We start from the raw sequence: 22,457 nt of genomic DNA, 5'->3' as shown, positions 1-22,457 counted from the left end.
GGAGGCGAACAGGTCGGGAAGTGCAGTGGTCAGGAGGCGAACAGGCGCATCGGGCGGGCGGCGTGCTGTTCGGCGGTGATGTCGAGCAGCGGCGCCGAGACCGCGGGCAACGCCTGCACGCCCTCGGCCTGGACGCGCTGCGCGGCCTCGGCGGCCCGCCGCGCGAGGTGGTCGATGTCGGCGGCCAGGCGGGCCAGGACGGCGGTGGCGTCGAAGGGGTCGAGGCTGAGCAGGCGGACGGTGGCGGTGGCCGGGCCGCTGACGCTCTCGTACGCAGCCGCGTAGGCGGCGTCCAGCGGCATCAGGCCAGCCGAGCGGGCGGTCAGGCCGAGGACGACGGGCTGGTGCGCGCCGCGCGGCCGGGCCGCGGCCAGGGCGTCGAGCTCGGGCGAAGGCCAGGCGGTGTGGGCGGCGCGCAGCAGTTGCCGGCCGAGCCTGCGCGCGGCCTGGCGCAGGGCCGGTGAGGGGGTGCGGGCGTCGGCGGCCTCCTCCAGCAGGAGCGGGTCATATCCTGCGGCGGCCGCGGCGGCCAGGCCCGCCGCGACCAGGCCGCTGGTGTGCAGCCGGCCGCGGCAGAACTCCTGCAGGCTCGCCACGTCGCGCACGCGTCGCGCGGTGACGGCTGCCTCAGCCCCGCCGGAGTGGGCGTGCCCGCCGGCGGGAAAGCGGCCGTCGGCCAGGACGAGTAGCGCGGCACGGTTCATCAGATGCGGCTCACCTCTCGTGCGCGGGTCATGCGCGGGGCGGTCGTTCACGGGCGTGATCAAGTGGGCGATCACCAGGTGGTGATCAGAAGAGGAAGTACAGCTGCGCCATCGGCAGCTCACTGGCTCCCTTGTCGCGGTCGGCGATCTCCTCGATCTCCTCGATCGTGGCGATCTCGGTCCTGTTCACGTTCTCGTCCTCCAAGCCGATCACCACCTCGAAGGTGTTGGGATCGACGCGGAGGTCGGGGAGGGCGTCGTTCTCCCGCATGTCGGCCTTGAAGACCTTGCGGGTGTCGCGGATGGGCGTGAACGTCTTGCGCACGGTGACCCGGTCGGGCAGGCCGGCCTTGATGGCGGCCGCGGTGACGAAGTTGACGGAGTTGGCGGCCGGGGCCCGGCCGGTCGCTCCCCACATCGGGCGGGGCAGGATCGGCTGCGGAGTGATGATGGAACCGTTGGCGTCGCCGACCTGCGCGTGCGCGATCTGCCCGCCCTTGATCACCCGGTGCGGCTTGACGCCGAAGAACCTCGGCTCCCACAGCACCAGATCGGCGAGCCTGCCCACCTCGACCGAGCCGACCTCATGGTCGATGCCGTGCGCGAGGGCCGGGTTGATCGTGTATTTCGCGACGTAGCGGCGGGCGCGATGGTTGTCGTGCCCGTCCTGGCCCGCCTTGTCGCCGTCCAGCGCGCCGCGCCGCTGCTTCATCACGTGCGCGGTCTGCCACGTCCGCATGATCATCTCGCCGATGCGGCCCATCGCCTGAGCATCCGACGACATGATCGAGATCGCGCCGATGTCGTGCAGGATGTCCTCGGCGGCCATCGTCGAAGGCCGGATCCGCGACTCGGCGAACGCCAGGTCCTCAGCCACCAGCGGATTCAGGTGATGGGCGATCATCACCATGTCGACGTGCTCCTTGACCGTGTTGACGGTGAAGGGCCGGGTCGGGTTGGTGGAGGCGGGCAGCACGTTCGGCAGGCCCACCATGGTCAGCATGTCGGGGGCGTGGCCGCCGCCGGCGCCCTCGACGTGGAAGACGTGGATCGGATGGTCGCCGATGGCCGCGATGGTGTCCTCGACGTTACCGGCCTCGTTCAACGAGTCGGCGTGCAGGGCGAGCTGCACGCCGGTCGCCTGGCACACCTGCAGGCAGCGGCGCAGCACGGCCGGGGTGGCACCCCAGTCCTCGTGGATCTTCAGGCCGAGCACGCCCGCCTCCACCTGGTTGTACAGCGACTCGGTGGACATGGTGTTGCCCTTGCCGAGCAGCCCGATGTTGACCGGGAAGCCGTCCAGCGCCTCGAACAGCCGGGCCACATGCCAGGAGCCGGGCGTGACGGTGGTGGCGGTGCTGCCGTCGGCGGGGCCGGTACCGCCACCGATCAGCGTGGTCACCCCGGAGGCCAGCGCCTCGTTGATCTGCTCGGGGCAGATGAAGTGCACGTGGGTGTCGACGCCGCCCGCGGTGAGGATCTTGCCGTTGCCGGAGATGACCTCCGTCTCGGGGCCGATCACGAAGTCCGTCGCCGTGGTGTGCCCGTCGTGCAGCCGGTCCATGGTCTCGTCGTTGTAGGCCTTGCCGAGCGCGACGATGCGGCCGTCGCGGATGGCGACGTCGGCCTTGACGATCCCCCAGTGATCCAGGATGACCGCGCCGGTGATGACGGTGTCGGGCGGCTGCGGGGCGCCGAACCGCGCCGAGTCGCGCGGCGCGCACGACTGGCCCATCGACTCCCGGACGACCTTGCCGCCGCCGAAGATGACCTCGTTGCCGCTGCGGCCGGGACCGCCGCACCAGTCCTCGGTGATCTCGATCCGCAGGTTGGTGTCGGCCAGCCGGATACGATCCCCCACGGTGGGCCCGAACCGGTCGGCGTAGTCGACCCGGCTCAGCGGCTGATGTCTTTCCTCTCTCCGCGGCTCAGGCAGCGACGTCGGCGCCGGCGGCTCGGGTGCGGGCGGCTCAAGTGTCGGTGAGTCAGTCACGGAGCTTGCCTCCGACCTTGCCGTTCAGGCCCTCGACGATGCGCTTGCCCTCGATGGGCACCAGCTCCACCTCCAGCGGGTTTGGGGGTTCGAAACGCACCGAGCTGCCCGCGGGGATGTTCAGCCGCTTGCCGTAGGCGGCCTCGCGGCTGGGCTCGATGGTGAGGCGGGAATTGACCTCGTAGAAGTGAAAGTGCGAGCCCACCTGGATGGGACGGTCATCGGTATTGGTGACCGTCACGATCGTGACCTCGCGACCGGCGTTGAAGGCCACCGGGCCGGCGTCGCGCGGATGGTCGATCTTCCCCGGGTGAACCGGTGCCGTCTCCTTGCTCCCCTCTGGAATGGGGAGGATGCCCAGCTTCTGGATGGGGTTGCGAAGAGTGACCATCTTGGTGCCGTCGGGGAAGGTGGCCTCGATCTGAAGGTCGCTGATCATCTCCGCCACGCCGGGCATGACCTCGTCGTACATGGGCAGCGGCAGGTCGTCGGGCTGATACTTCAACTCCATGAGGTCCTCGACGGATCTGCCGTCCCGGGCCCCTTCCAGCACATACGCGGTCAAGATCGCGACCGTCTCCGGGTAGTTGAGCTTTCGCCCCCGCCTTTTCCGCTTGTGGGCCACGTCCGCGGCCACATGGATCATCAGACGTTCCTGCTCATGCGGAGTCAGATGCACTCCGCCACCTCGCCTTCGCTCCGCCCCGGGTTCTCCCGAGACCCCGACCACGGTGCGGACACCGATCGGCCTCAGCCATGCGGCGGCCGGCCGCTCGCTCCAGGCGGGAACCGGAGCTCCCGTCTGTGCCGCCCGCAGGAGCGCCAGTTCGGACTGGTGACTCGCAAGGCGACCCGAGGCGTTAACGGATCAACACCCGCCGCCCACAGACCGTAACTTGACGAATACTTAGAGCGACGTAGCGTGACGGTGAGGAGTCCATCACCCGCAACAGAGAATTTCCGTTATCTGTCACTCTTCGGGGGATCCGGTGCTGTCCGGCCAGCTCGGCACCCGCTTCGTCCGGGCCGGCTCGGCAGCGTTATCTGTCACATCGTCTTCGCGGGAGGTCCGTCCATGCCGGTCGTCCCGGTTGTCCTCGAAGTCGGCGTCGGAACCGTCGTAGCGCTTGAGCAGGTCCAGGGCGTCCATCACCGGCTTGAAGGTGTCATTGCTGGAGCGGAAGGTCACCGCCTTGAAGCAGCTTGGGCAGGCCGCGCCGGTAGTGGTGGGAGTAGGAGCCGCGCAGCTTGGTCCGCACCCGGGTGCGGAGCTCTTCGCGCCAAAATCCGGTCCGATCCTCCCCGGAGGCCGAACACGGTGATCGCGCGCCTGTCGGAGCGCGAGCGCGACGTGCTCGCCCTGGTCGCCGAGGGGCACTCCAACACCGCCATCGCCGGCCGCCTGGTCATCGCCGAGCGCACCGTGGAGGCACACATGGCGGGCGGCCGGGCCAGGGCTTGAGGCGGGTCAGGGCCCGGCCGAGCTCGTCCGGGTCGGCGGGCAGGCCGGTGAGCAGGGCCCCGTCGTCCATGGTGTGCGGGATGAGCCGGATGGCCGGCAACGCGCGGCTGATGAACACGATCCGGCCGTAGGTCACGTTCCGCAGCAGACGCAGGGACTCGGAACGGGACAACCGCCTGGTCACCGGAGAGGGCGGCGTGGTTCGGTGTGGCACGCTCCCACCCTGCCGCGAGCGCGACCGCCGGGTTAGGGACGAAAGTCCCAACGTCGCCGGACGGATGATCTTCCGGCCCGCGCGCCTGCGGGCGCCGTCCCCGTCCGGGGGCGAGGATGGGCCTGAGCCATCGACCGGCCACCAGATGGGGGAACCCGGTGAAACCCGTGTACGCGGCCGCCGCCGCGCATGTGCCCGCGCCGCCGGAGCAGGTGTTCGAGCTGATCACCGACTGGCCCAGGCACCAGGAGTGGATGTTCATGACCACGGCCCGCCAGGTGAGCGAGCGGGAGCTGGAGGCGTACACGGGCGTGTGGCCGATCGGGTTCCTGGACACGATGACGATCACCCACTGGCAGCCGCCGACGCTGATGCGGGTCACGCACACCGGCCGCATCGTGCGCGGCCGGGGCGCAATCCGGGTCAGCCCGTGCCGCGACGGCAGCCGCGTGGTCTGGGCCGAGGAACTGGAGCTGCCGCTCGGGGTGCTGGGGTGGGCGGCGTGGCCGCTGGTCCGCCCGTTCGCCGTCGCGCTCGCGCGCCACTCGCTGCGCACGCTGTCCTCGCTGCTTCCCGTGCACGTGTGAAGGTGGTCAGCCCGGCGGCCGGCCCGGCCACGGGCCAGGCAGGCCTCGGGCTGCGGGTCAAGCGTGCCAGTCGCCCGCGCCGCCCGGCACCGGCGCGGCCGGGTCGTAGGGCTCGCGGGTGAAGATGAAGGTGTTGAGGTCGAGGTGGTCGGCGGCCGGCCGCAGCGTCTCGCCGGCGTAGTAGCCGTCGAGCCCGAGCCAGGTGCCGTCGTCCTGCGGCACGAACCGCGAGGCCCGCCCGCCTCCGCCGATCGGCTCCAGCGCCAGGCCTCGGTCGGGCAGCAGCCGCAGCGCGTACGGCTTGGGCCCCCAGTGCCACAGCCCCGTCAGCGCCAGCAGGTCGGGGTCGGCGGGCACGGGCCGCCACTCGTCGGGCAGGCGCGGCTCGTGCTCGTCCAGGATGTCGAGCAGGTCGGTGAGCAGCGTGCCGCTCATGCCGGAGGTCGTGTTGGCCATGAACAGCACGCCCACGCTCTCCGACGGCTGGGCCCACACGGTGGCCAGGAAGCCGGGCATGGACCCGGAGTGGCCGGACAGGCGGCGCCCGCCCGTCCTGGCCAGTTGCAGGCCCAGCCCGAACCCGCCGGTCCAGGCGTCGCCGTCGTCGACGCCGGCCGGTTCGCGCATCTCGGCGAGGGTGTCGGGGCACAGCACGCCGCCGGTCTCGCCGCACAGGAACGCCGCCCAGCGGGCCAGGTCGTGCGGGGTGGACCACAGCTGGCCCGCCGGCGCCATCGCGTCGGCGTCGTGCTCGGGCTCTTCGAGTACGACGTCGGCCCAGGGGTGGACGGCGTAGCCGGTGGCGTGGGGAGCGCGGGGGCGGGTGGTGGTGTCGTGCATGCTGAGCGGGTCGAGCACCTCGGCGCGCAGCGCCTTGAGCCAGGTGGTGCCGCGCAGCCGGCCGACGAGCTCGCCGAGCACGGCGAAGCCGACGTTGGAGTAGTGGAAGCGGCGGCCGGGCCGGTGTTTGAGCTCCTCGGGCCCGACCCGGTCGAGCAGGTCGGCCGCGGGGATGCCGGGGGTGCGCTCCCACCAGGCGGTGGGCGGCTCGGCGGTGAGCCCGCCGGTGTGCGAGAGGAGCTGGGCGATGGTCAGGTGGCCGAGGCGGGTGCCGGGCAGGTACTGTTCCAGCGGGTCGTTCAGGCTCAGGGCACCCTCGTCGCGCAGCCGCATGACGACGACGGCGATCATGCTCTTGGTGATCGATCCGATGCGGTACTGGGTGGCGGCGGTCGGGGCCGCGTCACCGACGCGCCCGCGCCCGCCGAACCACGCGGTCCGCCCGTCGCGGACGATCGCCGCCGTCAGCGACGGCACCCTGCACTCGGCCTGTTCGACGGCGAGCCTGCGCATCAGGGCGCGCGCCGCCGGCTGTCCCACCTGACTCATGAGCGACAAGATTAGTGGTTGGAACGGGGTGAGCTGCGGCTGTTCGCGATGGCCGATCGCGCGAGCGTCCGGAACGTGGCCGGACGGACACGGCCGGCCGGCCGCGCCATGCCGGGGCGGTCAGCGGGAGGGGGCGCGGTCGAAGGTGTCGAGGATCAGGCCGGTGGCGTCCAGGTCGCGGGTCGTGGCCCCGAGCCAGGGCACCTCGATGCCGCCGGGCCAGGTGTGGCCGCCCCCGTCGACCGTGTAGAGGCGCAGGGTGACGCCGGCGGGGCATGTGGTCCACTCGCGCAGCCGTACCTGGCCGGTCAGGGAGCGGGTGGTGCGGCCGGTGCAGCCGAGGCGGCCGGCCCAGCCGGCGGCGGCCCGTTCCACCGGGTCGAGGACGACGAGGTCGGCGAGCGCGCGCAGGTCGCCGGTGGCGTCGCGCAGCGGATGGCCGCCGCGGTAGGGGACGATGCGGTCGGCGGTGCCGTGGAAGGCCACGATCGTGGTCGGGACGGCGTTCGCGCAGGGGCGGACGATGTTGAGGCCGGCCACGGCGGCGACGGCGGCCAGGCGCCCGTCCAGGGCGCAGATCAGCGCGGCGGACATGGCGGCGCCGTAGGACATGCCGGCGGCGAACTCGCGCCCGGTGTCGACGCACAGGTTGCGCCGCAGGTGGTCGAGGAGAGCGGCCAGGAACGCGGCGTCGTCGGGGCCGGCGGTGTTGGGGAGCGTCCAGCCCATACGCCCGTCGGCGGCCTGCGGGGTGGCCACGATGTAGCCTCGGCGCGAGCCCTGCTCGGCCAGCCGGCTGTAGGCGGTCTGGCGGCCGGCGGTGGAGTTGAGTCCGTGCAGGTCGAGGATGACGGGGTGGGGGCCGTCGCCGTCGGGGACCGACAGCAGGAAGCGGCGTTCGAGGCCGGCGTGGCCGAGCCGGTGGGTGCCGGGCTCCAACCGGGTGGCGGCCTGGCAGCCGCTGGTGGGGGCGGCCTGGGCGGGCGGGCCCGGCGGGGGTGGCGCGGTCTCGCAGCGGGCGGCGAGCAGCAGTGCCGCCAGCACCAGGGTCGCGCGTGTGGGCATCGGGCGCCTCCCGCAGCTGTGTGGGGGTCCTGGTTGGCAGTCTGCGGGACGGGGCGGTCGCGCGCGAGCCGTTCGCGGCGGGTGTAGGTTGAGGACGAGCTCTTGCTGGTGGCCGCGCGTGGCGATTCCGCCCGGCCCGGGGTTCTCCTGGTGGTGGCGTCCGGCCTTCCCCTTTTTCTCTTTCCTGTTCGTGTGCCTGGAAGGCAGCCCGTACGACGATGAAGCGTTACATCCTCACCGGAACCCCCGGTTCCGGAAAGACGACGATCCTGCACCGCCTGGCCGCCCTCGGCCACGCGACGGTGGAGGAGGCCGCCACGGCGGTGATCGCGGCCGAGCAGGCGCGCGGCGAGGCCGAGCCGTGGACGCGGCCGTCCTTCGTCGACCAGGTCGTGGCCGTGCAGCGGCAGGCGACGCTCCTTCCCGGCGCGGCTCGGCGGGGGTGGCAGTTCTTCGACCGTTCGCCCATCTGCACGCACGCTCTGAGCATCTTCGTCGGCCATCCGATCTCCCCGGCGCTGTCGGCCGAGATCGACCGGATCACCCGTGAACGGGTCTACGAGCGTGAGGTGTTCTTCGTGCGCAATCTCGGGTTCTGCGAGCCGACCGCGGCCCGCCGGATCGGTTTCGAGGAGTCGCTGGTGTTCGAGCGGCTGCACGAGGAGACGTACCGGACCTTCGGCTATCGGATCGTGGACGTGCCGGCCGGGCCCGTGGCCGGGCGGGTGGCGGTGATCGAGGCCGCCGTGGGCGCCGGCTGAGACGGCGGCGCCGCCCGGGGTCCTGCGGAAAAGCAGGAGACGGATCCGCGCCGCCTGTGCCAACATGCTCGGCCATGCCCATGCCCATGTCGCTGCCGATGTCGGGCCAGGAGCCGAGCGCCGAAACCCTGGCGGCGATCGCCGCCCTGCACGGGGCCGGCGGAAGGATCCGGCCGCTTCCGCCCGGGGTGGCCAACCACGCCTTCCTGCTGGGCGAGGAGCTGGTCGTCCGTATCCCGCGAGGCGAGCGCTTCGTCGCGGACCTGGTCAAGGAGGCCGAGGTCATCCCCGTGGCCGTGCGCGCGGGGGTGCGGACGCCGCGGCTCGTCGCCTTCGACGACTCGCGCTCGGTGGTGGACGTGCCGTACATGGTGCTGGAGCGGGCGCACGGCGACGACCTCGCGCGCCTCGACCTGCCTGACGGCCGCGCCGCCGGCGTCCTGCGCCAGGTCGGACGGGAGCTGGCCCGGCTGCACCGCGTACGCAGGACCGCCGGGCCAGCCCTGGCCACCGTGCCCGTGGCGGACGGCGCCGTGGACGCGCCGGCCCTCGTCGAGAACCTTCACGCGGGCGGCTGGATCGACGCCGAGGCCGCCCGCTGGCTGACCGGCTGGGCCGGCCGCCTGTCGGCGCACCTGCCCGCCGACCGGCCCCTCGTCCTGGTTCACGGCGACCTCGCGCCACAGAACCTGCTCGTCAACCCGGAGACGTCCCGTCTCTCCGGGATCGTGGACTGGGGTGACGCGCAGTGGGCGGACGCGGCCGTCGACTTCGCCAAGGTGCCGCTCACCGGTGTCCCGGCGGTGCTGGCCGGCTACCGGGAGGAATCCGGCGAGACGGACGTGCCGGGGTGGGAGGCCCGCGTGTTGTGGTACCACCTCACGTGGGCCCTGGGTCGGCTGGCCGACCCCGTCCCGCATCCGGGTGAGCGCCACTGGAGCGCCCCCGCGGCCGGCCGGCTGCTCGGGCTGCTGCGTTTCTTCGCCTCAGGCCCGCCGGCCCCCTGGCCCGCGCTGGCCTGACCCCCCGGCAAGACGCGGCGGCTCGGCGGTCACTTCTTGAAGGCGTCCTTCACCTTCTTGCCCGCGTCCTTGACCTTCTCGCCGGCCTGCTTCAGGCCGCCCTCGGTCTGGTCGGCGCGCCCTTCGGCGCGCAGCCGCTCGTCGCCGGTGGCGTCGCCGACGTTCTCCTTCGCCCGCCCCTTGAGCTCCTGAGCCTTGTTACGGATCTTGTCGTTGGTGCTCATATCTGTGCCTTTCCTGGTCGAATCTCCGCGAGCCCTTGTCCTAACCGAGCGGGAAGGCCGGAAACGTGCCTCCCGCTCGCGGGGGCCGACGATCACAGGTAGAGGCAGAAGGGATGCCCGTCGGGGTCGAGCATGACGCGGACGTCGGGCTGCGGCTGGAACCCGGCCTCGGCCGCCCCGCATTCCAGCGCCCACGCCACGGCGGCGGGCAGGTCGTCGACCTTGACGTCGAGGTGCTGGGAGGCGTTCTGCCGGCCGGGCTCACTGGGCCACACCGGCCGCTGGTGGTGGCGTTCCCACTCGAAGTTGACCGTGAGGCCGGCCCCGCCGTCCGGCTGCCGGATCTGCGCCCACCCCGCCTCCTGCGGCTCGCCCTGGTCCGGGCCTTCCTCCGCGGTGACGGGCCAGCCGAGCAGCCGGGCGTAGAAGCGCGCGAGCTCACGCGGCTGCGACGTGCCGACGGTCACGGAGGTCAGCTGGAGACGAGGGGGCATGACGATCAGTTCCTTTCGGCGACGAGCCCGGATCAGCGGCGGGCCCGGCTATCTCATCGCGTGATGTCCTGCCCGGGGACCTTCTCGTTCAGGCGTCAGCCGTGTCTCTTGCCGGTTCGCAGCTCGTAGTCGGTGAGCTGGACCACGGCGGGCCACATGCTCCGGTCGAGAGCTCCCAGGACGTAGCCGGGGAGCGGCGGAGGTGTCCAGCGGGCTCCCGTCTCGCGCCGCACCTTCTCGGCCCGTTGCCGCAACCCGGCCTCCACGACCTCCCTGCACCGGTCGTACTCCCGCCGGGACATGGTCACGAGCAGCAGCAGCCGCTGCGGCGCGAGCGTCCGCATCGCCTCGCCCAGTTCCCACAGGGTTCCCGCGCCGTGACCAAGCACGAGGACGACGACGCTCGCGCCGCGCATCATCTCCCGCATCGGCTCCTGCCAGCCGTGAAAGGGCAGGTACACGCGCGGAACGCCGACGTACGGCGCTCGCTCTCCCGGTCGTCCCACACTCAACGGCAGCCCCGCCCACGTGAGCATGTCGGCGATGCGCCGCTCCTCCGGCTTGCCGGCGTACAAGCCCGCCACCAGCTCCTTCGGCGAGGAGATGATGTGCGGGACGTGCCGGCCACCCACGCGAAGCAGGCCGTTTCCTGTCGCCAGCAGCACGATCCCGGCGAACAGCGGGACGACGGAGACCAGCGGCGACACCCCTTCGCCCACGAGGAGTTCCCAGGTGTACCGCAGACCCACCGTGATTCCGGCGCAGCCCAAGCCGCAGGCTCCCAGCCCGCCCAGGGCCATCAACCCGACACCCGTCCGGCGCGCCTGCGGGGGCAGCGAGCGGTTCAGCGCGGCGAGGCTCTCCGTCGGCGAGGGGAACCCGTGCTCACGCCGGTAGGCGTAGATCCGGGACAGCATGATCTGGCCCATCCAGCGAAGGTTCTCGCCTCGCGCGAAAGCGTACATTCCGGCGGTTCCGGCGAGAGAAGCGACGAGAAGCGGCCCCGGGTCCAGCCCGGAGCTGAGCAATCGTGGATCGCCGGGAAGCGCGCTCAGCACGTACCACTCCGCCGCCACCGTGGTGGCCGCTCCCAGCAGGCACCCCAGCCACCCCGCCCACAACGCGAACATTCCGTCCCGCCGGATCTCCGCGGGCTGGGGATCATCAGCCGGCTCCGCCGCGCGGCGCTCCTGGGCGCTCATCCTCTTGGCGAACGTGGTGAGAAGGCCATCGGCCTGATCACGCAGGCGGTGACGAGCAGCACGGTGAGCAGGTAGAGCACGACGGCCCCGGGGGGCCGAGGAACACGCTGATCACCAGCGGTGCCAGCACGACCGCGGGCCCGTAGGACGGCCAGATCTCGTACGCCCGCTCGAAGAGCGCGTCGACCACCCCCTGCACGCGGCCTCCAGGCGCTACGAACATGATCGTGATGGTGCCCACAGGGTACGCCCGGCAGGACAGGAGCGGAACCCGTCAGCCTGTGCCGGGGGACGGGGTGCCGTCTTCGTGTCCTGGAACGATGTACCCGCCGCAGTCGGGGCATCGGGGATATTCGTTCTTCGCCCGGGCATCCTGCCACCGGGCGACCACCACGGCGACGAACACCAGAACGACGAAGACGCCGATGCCCGCCTCCGCGGAAGAAGACAACACGGCGTCCAGCCCGAACCAGAGGGTGCCCGCGCCGATGGCCACGAAGGTGAGGATGGCGGGCGTGCCGAAGGTGCGTTTCCGCGGTTCGGGGGTGGCGGCCGGCGGTGCCGTGACCGGGGTGGGGGAGAGGGCCTCCCACACCATGCCGCATTCGGGGCACCGCCATGGCTCGGCGTCGCCGGCCGAGTCGGGGCGGGCGCAACGGTGGCTGTCCAACGAGGTCCTCAGGGGTGGGTCCGGTGGGCGGGTTCGATCTTGGTGGCGCCACTTTGCCACACCCGTGCAGCCTGAACCAGGCCTGTGAGCGTGCGCCGGTGCGGGTGAGGGGCGGTGGGGTGGTGAACCCGGTGGTGCGGGGTGGTGAACCGGTGGTCACCTACGCACGGCCGCCGGGCGCCGGGCCGGCGAGGAGGCCGGCCAGGCGACGTCGTCGATCGCGAGCCACGGCGCGGCGGCCAGGGCCGTGGGGGTGAGCCCGGTGAACGTCATGATCTCGTGGTGGAGGTGGGACTGGTCGGCGTAGCCGCTCTCGGTGGCGACGCGGGCGGCGGGGTGGCCCGCCGCGAGCAGGTGGGCGGCGTGGTCGAAGCGCACCAGCCGGGCGGCGCGTTTGGGGGTGATGCCGAGCTGGGACCGGAACCGGGACCACAGGCGCTTGCGGCTCCAGCCGACCTCGTCCGCCAGTCCGTCGACCCGGACCCGTCCCCGGCCGGCGATCGTGCGGTGCCAGGTGTGGGCGACCTGCGGATCGACCGGCGGGTGTGCGCCCAGCCGGCGGCCGAGGAGGTCCGCGGCGATCGTGAAGCGTTCGTCCCACGAGGCGGCCGCGCGCAGCCGGTCCTCGGCGTCGCGGCCCCAGACGTCCTCAAGGGCGGTCACCGTCCCGGCCAGCTCGGCCGGCGCCCCGAACAGCGCCGCCGCCGCGACCGGCTCCAGCCGGATCTGGAGCACCTGACCGGCTCCCCGGCCGGTGGCCCGGAGCTCGCCGGGCAGGAGCCCGACGACGACGCTGCCGCGCTCGCGCCGGCCGGGGGTCTCGTAGACGGCGCCGGCTCCGTCGCTCAGATCGACGAGCAGCGTGACGGACGGGTGCGCGACCATGGGGATGTCGACCGGGCCCGGCGCGCGATGGCGGAACCCGGCCATACCGACCCCGGGCAGCCGGAGCGACGGGCGCGGGAGCACGACGTCCACCCACACCCGGCCGGACGGCGTCCCCATCAGCGTCACGGCGTCAGTCTAGGCATCGGGGTCAGGCTCGCCACCGGCTCGTGGCCGTGAAGCTCAGCAGCAGTTCGCCGGTCGTCTCCGGTGCTTCCATCATGGGCAGGTGCCCGACGCCGGGCAGCAGTTCGATCCGGGCGTCCGGTACGGCGTCGTACAGATGCGCCGACGACGGATCCCAGCGCGGGTCGGCGGCGCCGAAGATCACCAGCAGGGGGAGCCGGAGGGCGGCCAGCCGCGCCGGCAGGCTCCGCTCGGCGATGTAGGCGGTGTTGGCGCGCAGCACGGTCCGCATCGCGGGGTAGGTGATGCCGCGCAGGTCGGCGACCACGTCGTCGGGCAGGCTGATGGGGCGCACGGCCGTCGCGCCGATCCCTTTGCGGATCATCGCGTCGGAACGCCTCGCCCACAGGATCGGCCCCAGGGGCGGGGCCAGCAGCGCCCGCAGGATGAGCGGCTGGCGCAGCAGCGCGTCCGGGCGCGGGCCGGCGCTGATCAACGCGAGCGAGCCCACGAGGTCGGGCCGCCGCTCGGCCAGCGCGGTGGCGATGTATCCGCCGCTGGAGTGCCCGGCCACGGCGACGTGGCGCAGGCCGAGGTCGTCCAGCAGCGCCGCCACCTGTCCCGCCTGCGCCGGCACGTCGTACGACGGCGAGGACGGGGGCGGGTGGGGGGACTTGCCGCAGCCCGGCAGATCGACCCGGATGACATGATGACGGGCGGCCAGCGCCGGCACCATGGGGCTCCAGAAGCCGCCGCAGGCTCCCGATCCGTGGACGAGCAACACCGGCGGCGCCTGCCGCGGCCCGTCCATGACGACGTGCATCCCCCGCAAAAGCTCACTCATGCGCCGAGTGTGCACGGGCGGCCGGCCGCCGGTCTTGGAGATTTGTTCCCGCGCAACCGCAGGCCGGCGGCGCGGGGTGGCAGGGGGTGGCGAGGGGGCGCTGAGCACGTGCTGATGGCCGATCGCCGGACCGGCGGCCGGGGCCGGGTGTCGCGGGGAGCAAGATCTGCCCTAGTCTCCTCGGTGTGGGGAGGCCCGTGGGGAGCCCGGACGAGGGCTCGAGGATCGCCGGTACGACGCTCGACGCCGTGCTCGAACGCGTGACCTACGCGAATGAGGAGACCGGCTACACGATCGCCCGCGTGGCCACCGAGCGCACCGGCGCCGACCTGCTGACCGTCGTTGGGCCGCTGCTCGGCGCGCAGGTCGGCGAGTCGCTGCGGCTGCACGGCCGGTGGACCTCCCACCCCCGCTACGGCCGCCAGTTCGAGGTGATGTCCTACACCACCGTGCTGCCGGCCACCGTGCAGGGCATCCGCCGCTACCTCGGCTCCGGGCTGATCAAGGGCATCGGCCCCAAGATGGCCGAGCGGATCGTCGACCACTTCGGCACCGGCACCCTTGAGGTGATCGAGCAGCAGCCCGAGCGCCTGGTCGAGGTGCCCGGTCTCGGTCCCAAGCGGACGAAGATGATCGCCGCCGCCTGGGAGGAGCAGAAGATCATCAAAGAGGTGATGATCTTCCTTCAGGGGGTCGGGGTGTCCACCTCGATCGCGGTGCGCATCTTCAAGCAGTACGGCGACACCTCCATCTCCGTCGTCAGGAGCCACCCGTACCAGCTGGCCGACGACGTGTGGGGGATCGGGTTCAAGACCGCCGACACGATCGCGCAGGCCGTCGGCATCCCGCACGACAGCCCCGAGCGGGTCAAGGCCGGCCTGCGTTACACGCTGTCGCAGGCGGCCGACGACGGCCACTGCTATCTGCCGGCCCCCAACCTCGTCGGCGACGCGGTCAAGATTCTGGAGGTGCCCGCCGACCTGGTCGCCTCCTGCCTGGAGGAGCTGGTCGCCGACGAGGGCGTCGTCCGCGAGCAGATCCCCGCCGGCGACAACCTGGTGCCGGCCGTCTACCTGCCGCCCTTCCACCGCGCCGAGATGTCGCTGGCCTCCGGCCTGCTGTCGCTGCTGAACGGCGGCCACGACCGGCTCAAGGCGTTCGCCGACGTCGACTGGGAGCGGGCCGAGACGTGGCTGCACGGCAAGACCGGCGCCGAGCTGGCCGCCGAGCAGCGCCAGGCGGTCCGGCTGGCCCTGACCGAGAAGGTCGCGGTGCTGACCGGCGGGCCGGGCTGCGGCAAGAGCTTCACCGTGCGCTCCATCGTGCTGCTGGCCCGCGCCAAGCGCGCCAAGGTCATCCTGGCCGCGCCCACCGGCCGGGCGGCCAAGCGCCTGGCCGAGCTGACCGGCCACGAGGCCACCACCGTGCACCGGCTGCTGCAGCTGCGGCCGGGCGGCGAGGCCACGTTCGACCGCGACAACCCCCTCGACGCCGACCTGGTGGTCGTCGACGAGGCGTCCATGCTGGACCTGCTGCTGGCCAACAAGCTCGTCAAGGCCGTCGCGCCCGGCGCCCACCTGCTGTTCGTCGGCGACGTCGATCAGCTGCCGTCGGTCGGCGCGGGCGAGGTGCTGAAGGATCTGCTGGCCGCCGAGGACGTGCCGCGCGTACGGCTGACGCAGATCTTCCGCCAGGCCCAGGAGTCGGGGGTCGTGGTCAACGCCCACCGGGTCAACACCGGCCGCCACCCCGTGCTGGAGGGCATGCAGGACTTCTTCCTGTTCCCGTGCGAGGAGCCGGAGGAGATCGCCGCCCTCACCGTGGACGTCGTGGCTCGCCGCATCCCCCGGCGCTTCCGCCTCGACCCGCGCCGCGACGTGCAGGTGCTGGCCCCCATGCACCGCGGCGCCGCCGGCGCCGGCGCGCTCAACACGGCGCTGCAGGAGTCACTCACCCCGGCCAGGGAGGGCATGCCGGAGCGCCGGTACGGCGGCCGCGTCTTCCGTGTCGGCGACAAGGTCACCCAGTTGCGCAACAACTACGACAAGGGCGCGGCCGGGGTGTTCAACGGCACGGTCGGGATCGTCACCGACATCCGGCCCGACGAGCACAAGCTGACCGTCCTGACCGACGAGGAGGAGTCGGTCGACTACGCCTTCGACGAACTCGACGAGCTCGCCCACGCCTACGCCGTCTCCATCCACCGCTCCCAGGGCAGCGAGTACCCCGCCGTGGTCATCCCGCTGGCCACCAGCGCGTGGATGATGCTGCAGCGCAACCTCCTCTACACCGCCATCACGCGGGCCAAGAAACTCGTCGTGATCGTCGGCTCGCGTCGGGCGCTGGCGCAGGCCGTACGGACGAAGGGGGCGGGCCGCCGTCACACCGGCCTGACCCACCGCCTCGACCGGGCCCGGGCCACGGCCTGACCCGCGCTCTGACCTGCACGGGCACCCCCAGGGACGGGGTGCCGCCCGCCCGGCGGTCAAGAAGTAATTGAAATGTGATCGAACTCTCTCGAATGATTTCGCGTCCTACATGTAGGAGCATTAAGGTTTTTGGGGTGCCTTTTGGTACTCATGGGGAGAGGACAATCTTGAACGTTGCGACTGCTTGGAGGAAGCCCGCCACCGCAGCCGCGCTGCTCACGGCCGCAGCGCTGACCGCGTCATGCTCTGGCGCCGGTCCCGCGACGCCCGCGGGCCCCGACTCCCCTGAAGGCACCACCGTGGCCACCCCGCAGGCCCCCACCGTCAAGATCAGTCCCGCGGAGGGCACGTCCAAGGTCCACCCGGACAAGAAGGTCGTCGTCACCGCCGCCGGCGGCGCCCTGGAGAACGTGGTCGTCGAGGCCGACGGCGAGCAGCTGGACGGCAAGTACAACACCGACAAGACGCGGTGGGTCTCCAAGACCGCGCTGAAGCCGTCCACCAGCTACAGCGTCTCGGCCACGGCCGGCGCCACCACCGCCAGCAGCACGTTCACCACGGCCAAGCCCGAGCGTTCGCTGCAGGTCGCCGACGTCACCCCCAACGCCAAGGGCGAGAAGCTCGGCGTCGGCGCGCCCATCATCGTGACCTTCAACCAGCCGGTGAGCAACAAGGCCACCATCGAGCGCGCCCTGGAGGTCGAGGCGGAAAAGCCCGTCGCGGGCGCCTGGCGGTGGATCAACGACACCGTCGTCATCTACCGCACCGCCAAGTACTGGCCGGCCCACCAGAAGGTCACCTTCAACGCCAACATCACCGGCATCAAGGCCGGCAAGGGCCTGTACGGGACCAAGGACTACACCGCGGACCTGAAGATCGGCGCCAAGCAGATCAGCAAGGTCGACGTCGCCAAGCACATGATGTACGTCTACCGCGACGGCAAGCGGGTGCAGACGATGCGCATCAGCGCCGGCATGGCCACCACCCGCGAATACACCACGACCTCCGGCGTGCACCTGACGATGGAACGCGGCAGTCCCGTGCGCATGATCTCGCCCGGCCGTAAGAAGGGCGATCCCGGCTACTACGACGTCATGATCGACCACGCGGTGCGGATCTCCAACTCCGGCGAGTACGTCCACGCCAAGAACAACGTCTGGGCCCAGGGGGTGCGCAACGTCAGCCACGGCTGCGTCAACGCCCGGCCCGACCAGGCCAAGTGGTACTACGACCACTTCCAGCGCGGCGACGTCGTCGACATCACCGGCACCGACCGCGAGCTGGAGTGGAACAACGGCTGGGGCTTCTGGCAGATGTCGTTCTCGCAGTGGAAGAAGGGCAGCGCCCTGAAGAGCAGCAAGGCCTGACGCTCCCGTACGGGACAGACGGCGGGCACCCTGGGTAAGGAAATCACCTGATCATGCACATCCGCCCCGGCCGGGACGGCGACGTCGCCACGGTTCTGGCCATGTTCGACAGCGCCGTCACCTGGTTGTCCGCCCGCGGCCGCACCGGCCAGTGGGGCGAGCGGCCCTTCACCGGCGACACCCGCCGCACCGAGCAGGTCGCCTCCTGGCTGGCCGGCGGCGGCCTGCGCATCGCCGAACGCGACGGCCGCCCCGCCGGCTGCATCAGCGTCGGGCCCGCCCACAGCTACGTCACCCCCGCCGCCGAGCCCGAACTCTACGTGCAGGCCCTGGTGACCGACCGCGACCACGCCGGCCACGGCGTCGGCCGGGCCCTGCTGGAGTGGGCCTTCGGCGAGGCCCGTGAGCGGGGGGTCGGCCTGGTGCGGGTGGACTGCTACGCCGGCGACGACGGCCGCCTGGTCGCCTACTACGAGAGCTGCGGCTTCACCCGCTCGGCCCCGTTCACCGTGGGCGAGTGGCCCGGAATGCTCCTGCACCGCCACCTGTGACGACCGGCAAACGCGATCAGACCCGCTCGGATCATCTGGGCCTGATTGCCAAATGTCTGAAGTGGCAGACGCTGCGGCCCGCGCACCTTTTCCGCTCGAACGCGCCGGGAAGCCCGAGGGGAAGAAATCCGGATGACAGGCCGGGCCGAGACCTGTTTCATGATCTGATGTCTCGAAGCTTCCGCCACCGCGAACACTGCCAGACAAGGGCGCCGGCTTCACGGCCCGGTACTGCCGAAGTTGCCACCGAGTGCCAACCAGCTCTCTGTCCATGCGCTGAAATGTCGAGGTCGAGCCGATGAATCAGGGCACCCATCCCGAAGAGCTGCCGGCCGAGGTCCTGGACGACGTGGCCGGCGTGGTCGGGGCAGAGGTCACTCTTCTCGGTCGCCTTCCGGCAGGCGTCAATGGGGGTGCCGTGCGTGTCCGGTTGGCCGGAGGGGCGGATGCGGTGCTCAAAGCAGTGCCCCGGGCTCACCCCGACCACCTGGATGAGACGTTGCGGGCCCAGAGGGTGGTCGAGCACATGCGCAGGCGCGGCTATCCCACCCCGGCCTGGCTCGGAGTGGGGGCCACAGCCACTCATGTATGGCATCTGATGGACTTCGTTGACGCGGCTCCCGCGCCAGAGCTGACCCCGTCCCTCGTCGAGCAGCTGATGGAGATCATCGAACTCCAGGCCGGCCAAGCCTGCGAGCCCTACGACCACTGGTCGTACGCCTGGCGGGTCGCCACCGGTCAGGAATCGGCTGTCGCCGGGCTGGATGTCGACGAGACGCCGGAGCAGTCGCGTCTGCGCCAGTCCGTGGCCGGGCTCTCGGGGTATTCCTGCGTGGTGTCGGCCTTGGTCGAGCGCCTGCGGCTCGTGTGTGCCGGCGTCCTGCCACCACGAGAGGCACCTGACATGGTCCATGCCGATCTCGCAACCCCCGGCAACATCCTGGTCCGTGACGGAACGGTGGTGGCGGTCGTGGATATCGGGAACGCGGGCAGCGGCACGCGGGCGACTGACCTCACCGCCCTCGTGTGGTACACCTTCCAGGATCGGCTGCTGGACGGTGTCCGCAGGCGGCTGTGGGCGAGAATCCTCGACGTGGTCGGCTGGGAGGGGGCGGCGGTGCTCGCAGCGGCACAGATCCTTTTCATGCTCGAGGTCCCCGTCCGTCACGGGCGCCACGATGTCGTTCCAGGGGTGGTCACGCGCGGCCATCGCGCCCTCGACGAGCTGAACGCTCTTCGCTGACCCGACAAAGGGCGTTTGGGGCGCTTCAGCGGGGCTCGGGCGGGGTGAAGGCGGTGGCGTGGTCGCGGGCGAAGGCGGTGATGTCGTGCGGTGCCCGGCCTAGCAGGGTGGCCACCGTGCCGGTGGCCAGGTCTCCCCAGCCGCCGGCGTACGCCTGCGCGTACTCCTCCAGCATGTCGGCGATCCACAGCGGCACGCCGTGGCCGAGCAGCGTCTTGCGCTTGGCCTCGTCGCTCACCGGCAGGTAGGAGACCGGCCGGCCGAGGACGCGGCTCAGCGCGCCGGCCGCCTCGTCGAAGGTCAGCGAGCGCGGCCCGGTGAGCGTGTACACCTTGCCGTCGTGGCGGCCGGGGTCGTCGAGGAGCACTCGGGCGGCGCACCCGGCGACGTCGCGCACGTCGATCATGCCGATTCGGGCCGCGCCCATGTTCAGCGCGAACGTGCCGGTGGCGGTGATGTCGCCGGCCTCGTTCAGCAGGTTCTGCATGAACCAGTGCGGGCGCAGAATCGTCCAGCGCAGGCCCGAGCGCTCTAGTTCCTGGTCCGACAGCGCGTGCAGGCGGCCGCTGCGGTTCGGCGCGTCGTACGCGGCGCCGATCGCCGACAAGCGCACCACGCGCTCCACCCCGGCCTGACGAGCGGCCCAGAGCGCGTTACTGCTGTGCTCGGGGGCGCGCGGGCCGTTCGGGGTGAGCAGCCACAGGTCGTGCACGCCCTCGAAGGCGGGCGGCAGCGACCGGGCGTCGCCCAGGTCGCCGGCGAACACCTCGGCCCCGCGTTCGCGCAGGCCTCGCGCTCTGGAGGCGTCGCGGACGAGCACCCGCGGCCGGATGCCGGCGCCTGGTAGCGCGTTCATGAGCGCGCCGGAGACGGATCCGGTCGCTCCGGTGATCAGCACGGTGCGTGACATGGTCAATCTCCCTTGATCGAGCCGGCCGGCACCGGGTGTGCCACGGGCCGCGGGGGTGTGCCGGCGGGCCGGCCGGTGGTGAGGCGTTCCAGGATCCACAGCACGACGGTCCCCGCCGACAGCGCGCCGCCCAGGACGCACACGCCGCTCCAACCGGCGTGCACCCAGACCAGCGAGGTCAGCGCGGAGCCGATCGCGCCGCCGGCGAAGAAGGAGGTCATGAACGCGGAGTTGATCCGGTTACGGGCCTGCGGCCGCAGCGCGTAGACGACGTTCTGGCTGCTGTTGAGCACCGCCTGGTGCGCCAGATCGAGCAGGATCACGCCGGCGAGCAGCCACACCAGCGACCGTGCCCCCGCGGCGATCGCGAGCCAGGACGCCACGAGCAGGACCGTTCCCGCGCCGGTCACGACCTGCACGAGGCCGCGGTCGGCCAGCCTGCCCGCCACCGTGGCGGTCAGCGCGCCCGCCGCGCCGACCAGGCCGAACAGACCGATGGCCGGCTCCGTCCACGCGTACGGGGAGCCTGCCAGCAGGAAGGTCAGCGCCGTCCACAGCACGCTGAAGGAGGCAAGGCTCAGAGCGCCGATGCCCGCCCGCCACCGCAGCAGCGGCTCCAGCCGGAACATCGCCACCGTCGAGCGCAGCAGCGCCGGGTAGGACAGGCGCCCGCCGTCGCCGCCGAGACGGGGCAGGAACAGGCGCAGCAGCACGGCCGTCAGCGCCATCAGGGCGGCGCCCGCGAAGTAGACCGTCCGCCAGCCGCCCAGCTCCGACAGGGTTCCCGACGCGGTGCGGGCCAGCAGCAGGCCGAGGATCAATCCGGTCATCACGGTGCCGACCACCCGGCCGCGTTCGGCCGGGGCCGCCAGCGTCGCCGCGAACGGCACCACGACCTGCGCCCCGACCGAGGCCAGCCCGGTCAGGGCCGTGCTGATCATGAGCACCGTGCCGCCGGACGCGGTGGCCGAGACCAGCAGGAACACCGCGGTTGCCGCATACAGCGCCACGGCGAGCCGGCGCCGCTCCATCAGGTCGCCGAGCGGCACCAACAGGATCAGCCCCAGCGCGTACCCGGCCTGCGCGGCCGTCACGAGCAGGGCCGCGCTCGCGGGCCCGAGGCCGAGGTCGCGGCCGATCAGGTCGAGCAGCGGCTGCGCGAAGTAGTTGCCCGCGACCGCCAGCCCGGTCGCCGCCGACATCAGCAGCAGCAACCAGCGCGACAGGCCGCCGGGGTGGGGTGTCGTCGTCATGCGTCCCAGCCTCGGGCACCGGCGATCGATGAGTCCAACACATGTTTGTCATCGGATCGATCGTGGTTCACGATTGATGGGTGGAGCTTCAGCAGATGCGTTACGTCGTCGCCGTCGCCGAGACGAGCAACTTCACCCGCGCCGCCGAGCGGTGCATGGTCGTGCAGTCGGCGCTGAGCCATCAGATCGCGCGGCTGGAGCGCGAGCTGGGCGCCAGGCTGTTCGACCGCACCAGCCGCCGCGTCCTGCTGACCCCGGCGGGCGAGGCGTTCCTGCCCGCCGCCCGCCAGGCGCTCGACGCCGCCGACCGGGCCCGGGCGGAGGTGGCCGCCGCCGCGGGCGAGATCCGCGGCCGGCTGGCCATCGGCGCCATCCCCACGGTCACGGCGGTCGACCTGCCGCTCGTGCTGCGGCACTTCCACGAGCGGCACCGCCAGGTGCGGATCAGCCTGCGCTCGGGCGCGAGCGAGGAGTTCGTCGAACGTGTCCGTCAGGGCACGCTGGACGTCGCCTTCCTGGGGCTGCCTCCGGGTGCCCGGCCCAAGGGCGTGCGCGGCCGCGAGCTGGCCCGCGGCGACCTCGTCGCCGTGGTCACGCCCGGCCATCGGCTGGCCGGCGAGGATCGGGTGACGCTGAGCAGGCTGGCCGATGAGCCGTTCGTCGACTTCCCCGCCGGCACCGCCGGGCGGATCCAGTCCGACGAGGCCTTCGCCGCGGCCGGGATCGCGCGCGAGGTCGCCTTCGAGGTGTCGACCCCCGACTTCATGGCTCGCCTGATCCGGCTGGGGCTGGGGATCGGGATGCTGCCGGAGGCGTTCGTGACGCAGCTTCCCGACCTGCCCGTCGTCCGGCTCAGCGACGCCCCGGCCCGCATGGAGCACCTCATCTGGAGCCGGCACCAGCCGTCCCCCGCCGCCGTGGCCTTCCTGTCCGCTCTGGGCGTGCCGGCCGACGATGGGCTCACATGAGGTAGCGCAGCCACAGGTACGGGGCGACGAGCGTGACGGTGACCGCGGTGACGATCAGGCCGTACTTGGTGAACTGCCAGAAGCTGATCGGGGT

24 protein-coding genes and 1 pseudogene are annotated in these 22,457 nt (G+C 72.0%); 9 read left to right on the top strand and 16 right to left on the bottom strand.

The features are described from left to right. Positions 1-29: 29 nt before the first annotated feature. The 4 genes from AB0C27_RS49150 to AB0C27_RS49135 all read right to left on the bottom strand — a co-directional run bounded on the left by AB0C27_RS49150 (position 30) and on the right by AB0C27_RS49135 (position 3,886). Positions 30-704, bottom strand: coding sequence for an urease accessory UreF family protein (locus AB0C27_RS49150; RefSeq protein ID WP_357860784.1), 675 nt, complete (start codon positions 702-704; stop codon positions 30-32). An 85-nt stretch (positions 705-789) separates the two neighbouring features. Beyond that, positions 790-2,697, bottom strand: coding sequence for an urease subunit alpha (locus tag AB0C27_RS49145; RefSeq protein WP_357860781.1), 1,908 nt, complete (start codon positions 2,695-2,697; stop codon positions 790-792). Then, positions 2,690-3,427 carry an urease subunit gamma gene (locus AB0C27_RS49140; RefSeq protein ID WP_357860778.1) on the bottom strand — a complete coding sequence of 246 codons (738 nt, stop codon included), beginning with the start codon at positions 3,425-3,427 and terminating at the stop codon, positions 2,690-2,692. Before AB0C27_RS49140 ends, AB0C27_RS49145 begins: the two co-directional genes overlap by 8 nt. 240 nt (positions 3,428-3,667) lie before the next feature. Next, the gene (locus AB0C27_RS49135; protein ID WP_357860775.1) at positions 3,668-3,886 is read right to left on the bottom strand and encodes a hypothetical protein; all 219 of its coding nucleotides are present in this window, start codon (positions 3,884-3,886) and stop codon (positions 3,668-3,670) included. 132 nt (positions 3,887-4,018) lie between these two features. Between AB0C27_RS49135 and AB0C27_RS49130 the strand changes: the two are divergent. Then, positions 4,019-4,114 (top strand): annotated as a pseudogene (locus AB0C27_RS49130) (LuxR C-terminal-related transcriptional regulator); the annotation flags it as partial. Here the strand turns inward: AB0C27_RS49130 and AB0C27_RS49125 are convergent. After that, on the bottom strand, positions 4,104-4,373 hold the full coding sequence (locus tag AB0C27_RS49125; protein ID WP_357860772.1) for a hypothetical protein: 270 nt from the start codon (positions 4,371-4,373) through the stop codon (positions 4,104-4,106). The pseudogene AB0C27_RS49130 and the gene AB0C27_RS49125 overlap by 11 nt on opposite strands. Positions 4,374-4,531: 158 nt before the next feature. On the opposite strand from AB0C27_RS49125, the gene AB0C27_RS49120 reads away from it, so the two are divergent. Further along, positions 4,532-4,960: an SRPBCC family protein gene (locus AB0C27_RS49120; RefSeq protein ID WP_346114629.1), complete on the top strand. Its 429-nt coding sequence runs from the start codon at positions 4,532-4,534 to the stop codon at positions 4,958-4,960. A 57-nt stretch (positions 4,961-5,017) separates the two neighbouring features. Here AB0C27_RS49120 and AB0C27_RS49115 read toward each other — a convergent pair whose 3' ends face one another. Continuing rightward, positions 5,018-6,349 (bottom strand): serine hydrolase domain-containing protein, encoded by a 1,332-nt coding sequence (locus AB0C27_RS49115; RefSeq protein WP_357860769.1) that lies wholly within the window; start codon positions 6,347-6,349, stop codon positions 5,018-5,020. Positions 6,350-6,469: 120 nt separating this feature from the next. Beyond that, complete coding sequence (locus AB0C27_RS49110) at positions 6,470-7,414, bottom strand: PHB depolymerase family esterase (protein WP_357860767.1); 945 nt, start codon at positions 7,412-7,414, stop codon at positions 6,470-6,472. A gap of 218 nt (positions 7,415-7,632) precedes the next feature. Here AB0C27_RS49110 and AB0C27_RS49105 point away from each other — a divergent pair, with 218 nt between their 5' ends. Together AB0C27_RS49105 and AB0C27_RS49100 are read left to right on the top strand one after the other, a co-directional pair. After that, on the top strand, positions 7,633-8,175 hold the full coding sequence (locus AB0C27_RS49105; RefSeq protein ID WP_357860764.1) for an AAA family ATPase: 543 nt from the start codon (positions 7,633-7,635) through the stop codon (positions 8,173-8,175). Positions 8,176-8,249: 74 nt separating this feature from the next. Beyond that, positions 8,250-9,197, top strand: a complete 948-nt coding sequence (locus tag AB0C27_RS49100; protein ID WP_357860762.1) for an aminoglycoside phosphotransferase family protein — start codon at positions 8,250-8,252, stop codon at positions 9,195-9,197. Between the two features lie 29 nt (positions 9,198-9,226). On the opposite strand, the gene AB0C27_RS49095 is transcribed toward AB0C27_RS49100, so the two are convergent. The 7 genes from AB0C27_RS49095 to AB0C27_RS49065 all read right to left on the bottom strand — a co-directional run bounded on the left by AB0C27_RS49095 (position 9,227) and on the right by AB0C27_RS49065 (position 13,642). After that, complete coding sequence (locus AB0C27_RS49095; RefSeq protein WP_357860759.1) at positions 9,227-9,421, bottom strand: CsbD family protein; 195 nt, start codon at positions 9,419-9,421, stop codon at positions 9,227-9,229. Positions 9,422-9,513: 92 nt separating this feature from the next. Next, positions 9,514-9,915 carry a VOC family protein gene (locus AB0C27_RS49090; protein ID WP_357860756.1) on the bottom strand — a complete coding sequence of 134 codons (402 nt, stop codon included), beginning with the start codon at positions 9,913-9,915 and terminating at the stop codon, positions 9,514-9,516. A 95-nt stretch (positions 9,916-10,010) separates the two neighbouring features. Continuing rightward, complete coding sequence (locus AB0C27_RS49085) at positions 10,011-11,117, bottom strand: hypothetical protein (protein ID WP_357860754.1); 1,107 nt, start codon at positions 11,115-11,117, stop codon at positions 10,011-10,013. A gap of 37 nt (positions 11,118-11,154) precedes the next feature. Further along, complete coding sequence (locus AB0C27_RS49080) at positions 11,155-11,340, bottom strand: hypothetical protein (protein ID WP_357860751.1); 186 nt, start codon at positions 11,338-11,340, stop codon at positions 11,155-11,157. A 51-nt stretch (positions 11,341-11,391) separates the two neighbouring features. Beyond that, positions 11,392-11,787 carry a hypothetical protein gene (locus AB0C27_RS49075; RefSeq protein WP_357860748.1) on the bottom strand — a complete coding sequence of 132 codons (396 nt, stop codon included), beginning with the start codon at positions 11,785-11,787 and terminating at the stop codon, positions 11,392-11,394. A 156-nt stretch (positions 11,788-11,943) separates the two neighbouring features. Beyond that, on the bottom strand, positions 11,944-12,792 hold the full coding sequence (locus AB0C27_RS49070; protein ID WP_357861134.1) for a helix-turn-helix domain-containing protein: 849 nt from the start codon (positions 12,790-12,792) through the stop codon (positions 11,944-11,946). A gap of 31 nt (positions 12,793-12,823) precedes the next feature. Next, the gene (locus AB0C27_RS49065; RefSeq protein WP_357860746.1) at positions 12,824-13,642 is read right to left on the bottom strand and encodes an alpha/beta hydrolase; all 819 of its coding nucleotides are present in this window, start codon (positions 13,640-13,642) and stop codon (positions 12,824-12,826) included. A 185-nt stretch (positions 13,643-13,827) separates the two neighbouring features. On the opposite strand from AB0C27_RS49065, the gene AB0C27_RS49060 reads away from it, so the two are divergent. From AB0C27_RS49060 to AB0C27_RS49045, 4 genes are all read left to right on the top strand, one after another. After that, positions 13,828-16,071 carry an ATP-dependent RecD-like DNA helicase gene (locus AB0C27_RS49060; protein WP_357860743.1) on the top strand — a complete coding sequence of 748 codons (2,244 nt, stop codon included), beginning with the start codon at positions 13,828-13,830 and terminating at the stop codon, positions 16,069-16,071. Between the two features lie 167 nt (positions 16,072-16,238). Beyond that, the gene (locus tag AB0C27_RS49055; protein WP_357860740.1) at positions 16,239-17,438 is read left to right on the top strand and encodes an Ig-like domain-containing protein; all 1,200 of its coding nucleotides are present in this window, start codon (positions 16,239-16,241) and stop codon (positions 17,436-17,438) included. Between the two features lie 53 nt (positions 17,439-17,491). Then, the gene (locus tag AB0C27_RS49050; protein WP_357860737.1) at positions 17,492-17,989 is read left to right on the top strand and encodes a GNAT family N-acetyltransferase; all 498 of its coding nucleotides are present in this window, start codon (positions 17,492-17,494) and stop codon (positions 17,987-17,989) included. A gap of 298 nt (positions 17,990-18,287) precedes the next feature. Next, entirely contained in the window at positions 18,288-19,232 is a 945-nt protein-coding gene (locus tag AB0C27_RS49045; RefSeq protein ID WP_357860734.1) for a phosphotransferase, read from the top strand. A 25-nt stretch (positions 19,233-19,257) separates the two neighbouring features. Here AB0C27_RS49045 and AB0C27_RS49040 read toward each other — a convergent pair whose 3' ends face one another. Beyond that, positions 19,258-20,142 (bottom strand): SDR family oxidoreductase, encoded by an 885-nt coding sequence (locus AB0C27_RS49040; protein WP_357860731.1) that lies wholly within the window; start codon positions 20,140-20,142, stop codon positions 19,258-19,260. A 2-nt stretch (positions 20,143-20,144) separates the two neighbouring features. After that, positions 20,145-21,395, bottom strand: coding sequence for an MFS transporter (locus AB0C27_RS49035; RefSeq protein WP_357860728.1), 1,251 nt, complete (start codon positions 21,393-21,395; stop codon positions 20,145-20,147). An 80-nt stretch (positions 21,396-21,475) separates the two neighbouring features. On the opposite strand from AB0C27_RS49035, the gene AB0C27_RS49030 reads away from it, so the two are divergent. Beyond that, entirely contained in the window at positions 21,476-22,363 is an 888-nt protein-coding gene (locus AB0C27_RS49030; protein WP_357860725.1) for a LysR family transcriptional regulator, read from the top strand. Positions 22,364-22,457: the final 94 nt, after the last annotated feature.

Origin of the sequence: Nonomuraea sp. NPDC048882 (genome assembly GCF_040649755.1) — a bacterium.
Taxonomy (GTDB): domain Bacteria; phylum Actinomycetota; class Actinomycetes; order Streptosporangiales; family Streptosporangiaceae; genus Nonomuraea; species Nonomuraea maheshkhaliensis.
The sequence above is the reverse complement of the archived record's forward strand: the minus strand, read 5'-3'. Positions and strand labels throughout refer to the sequence as shown.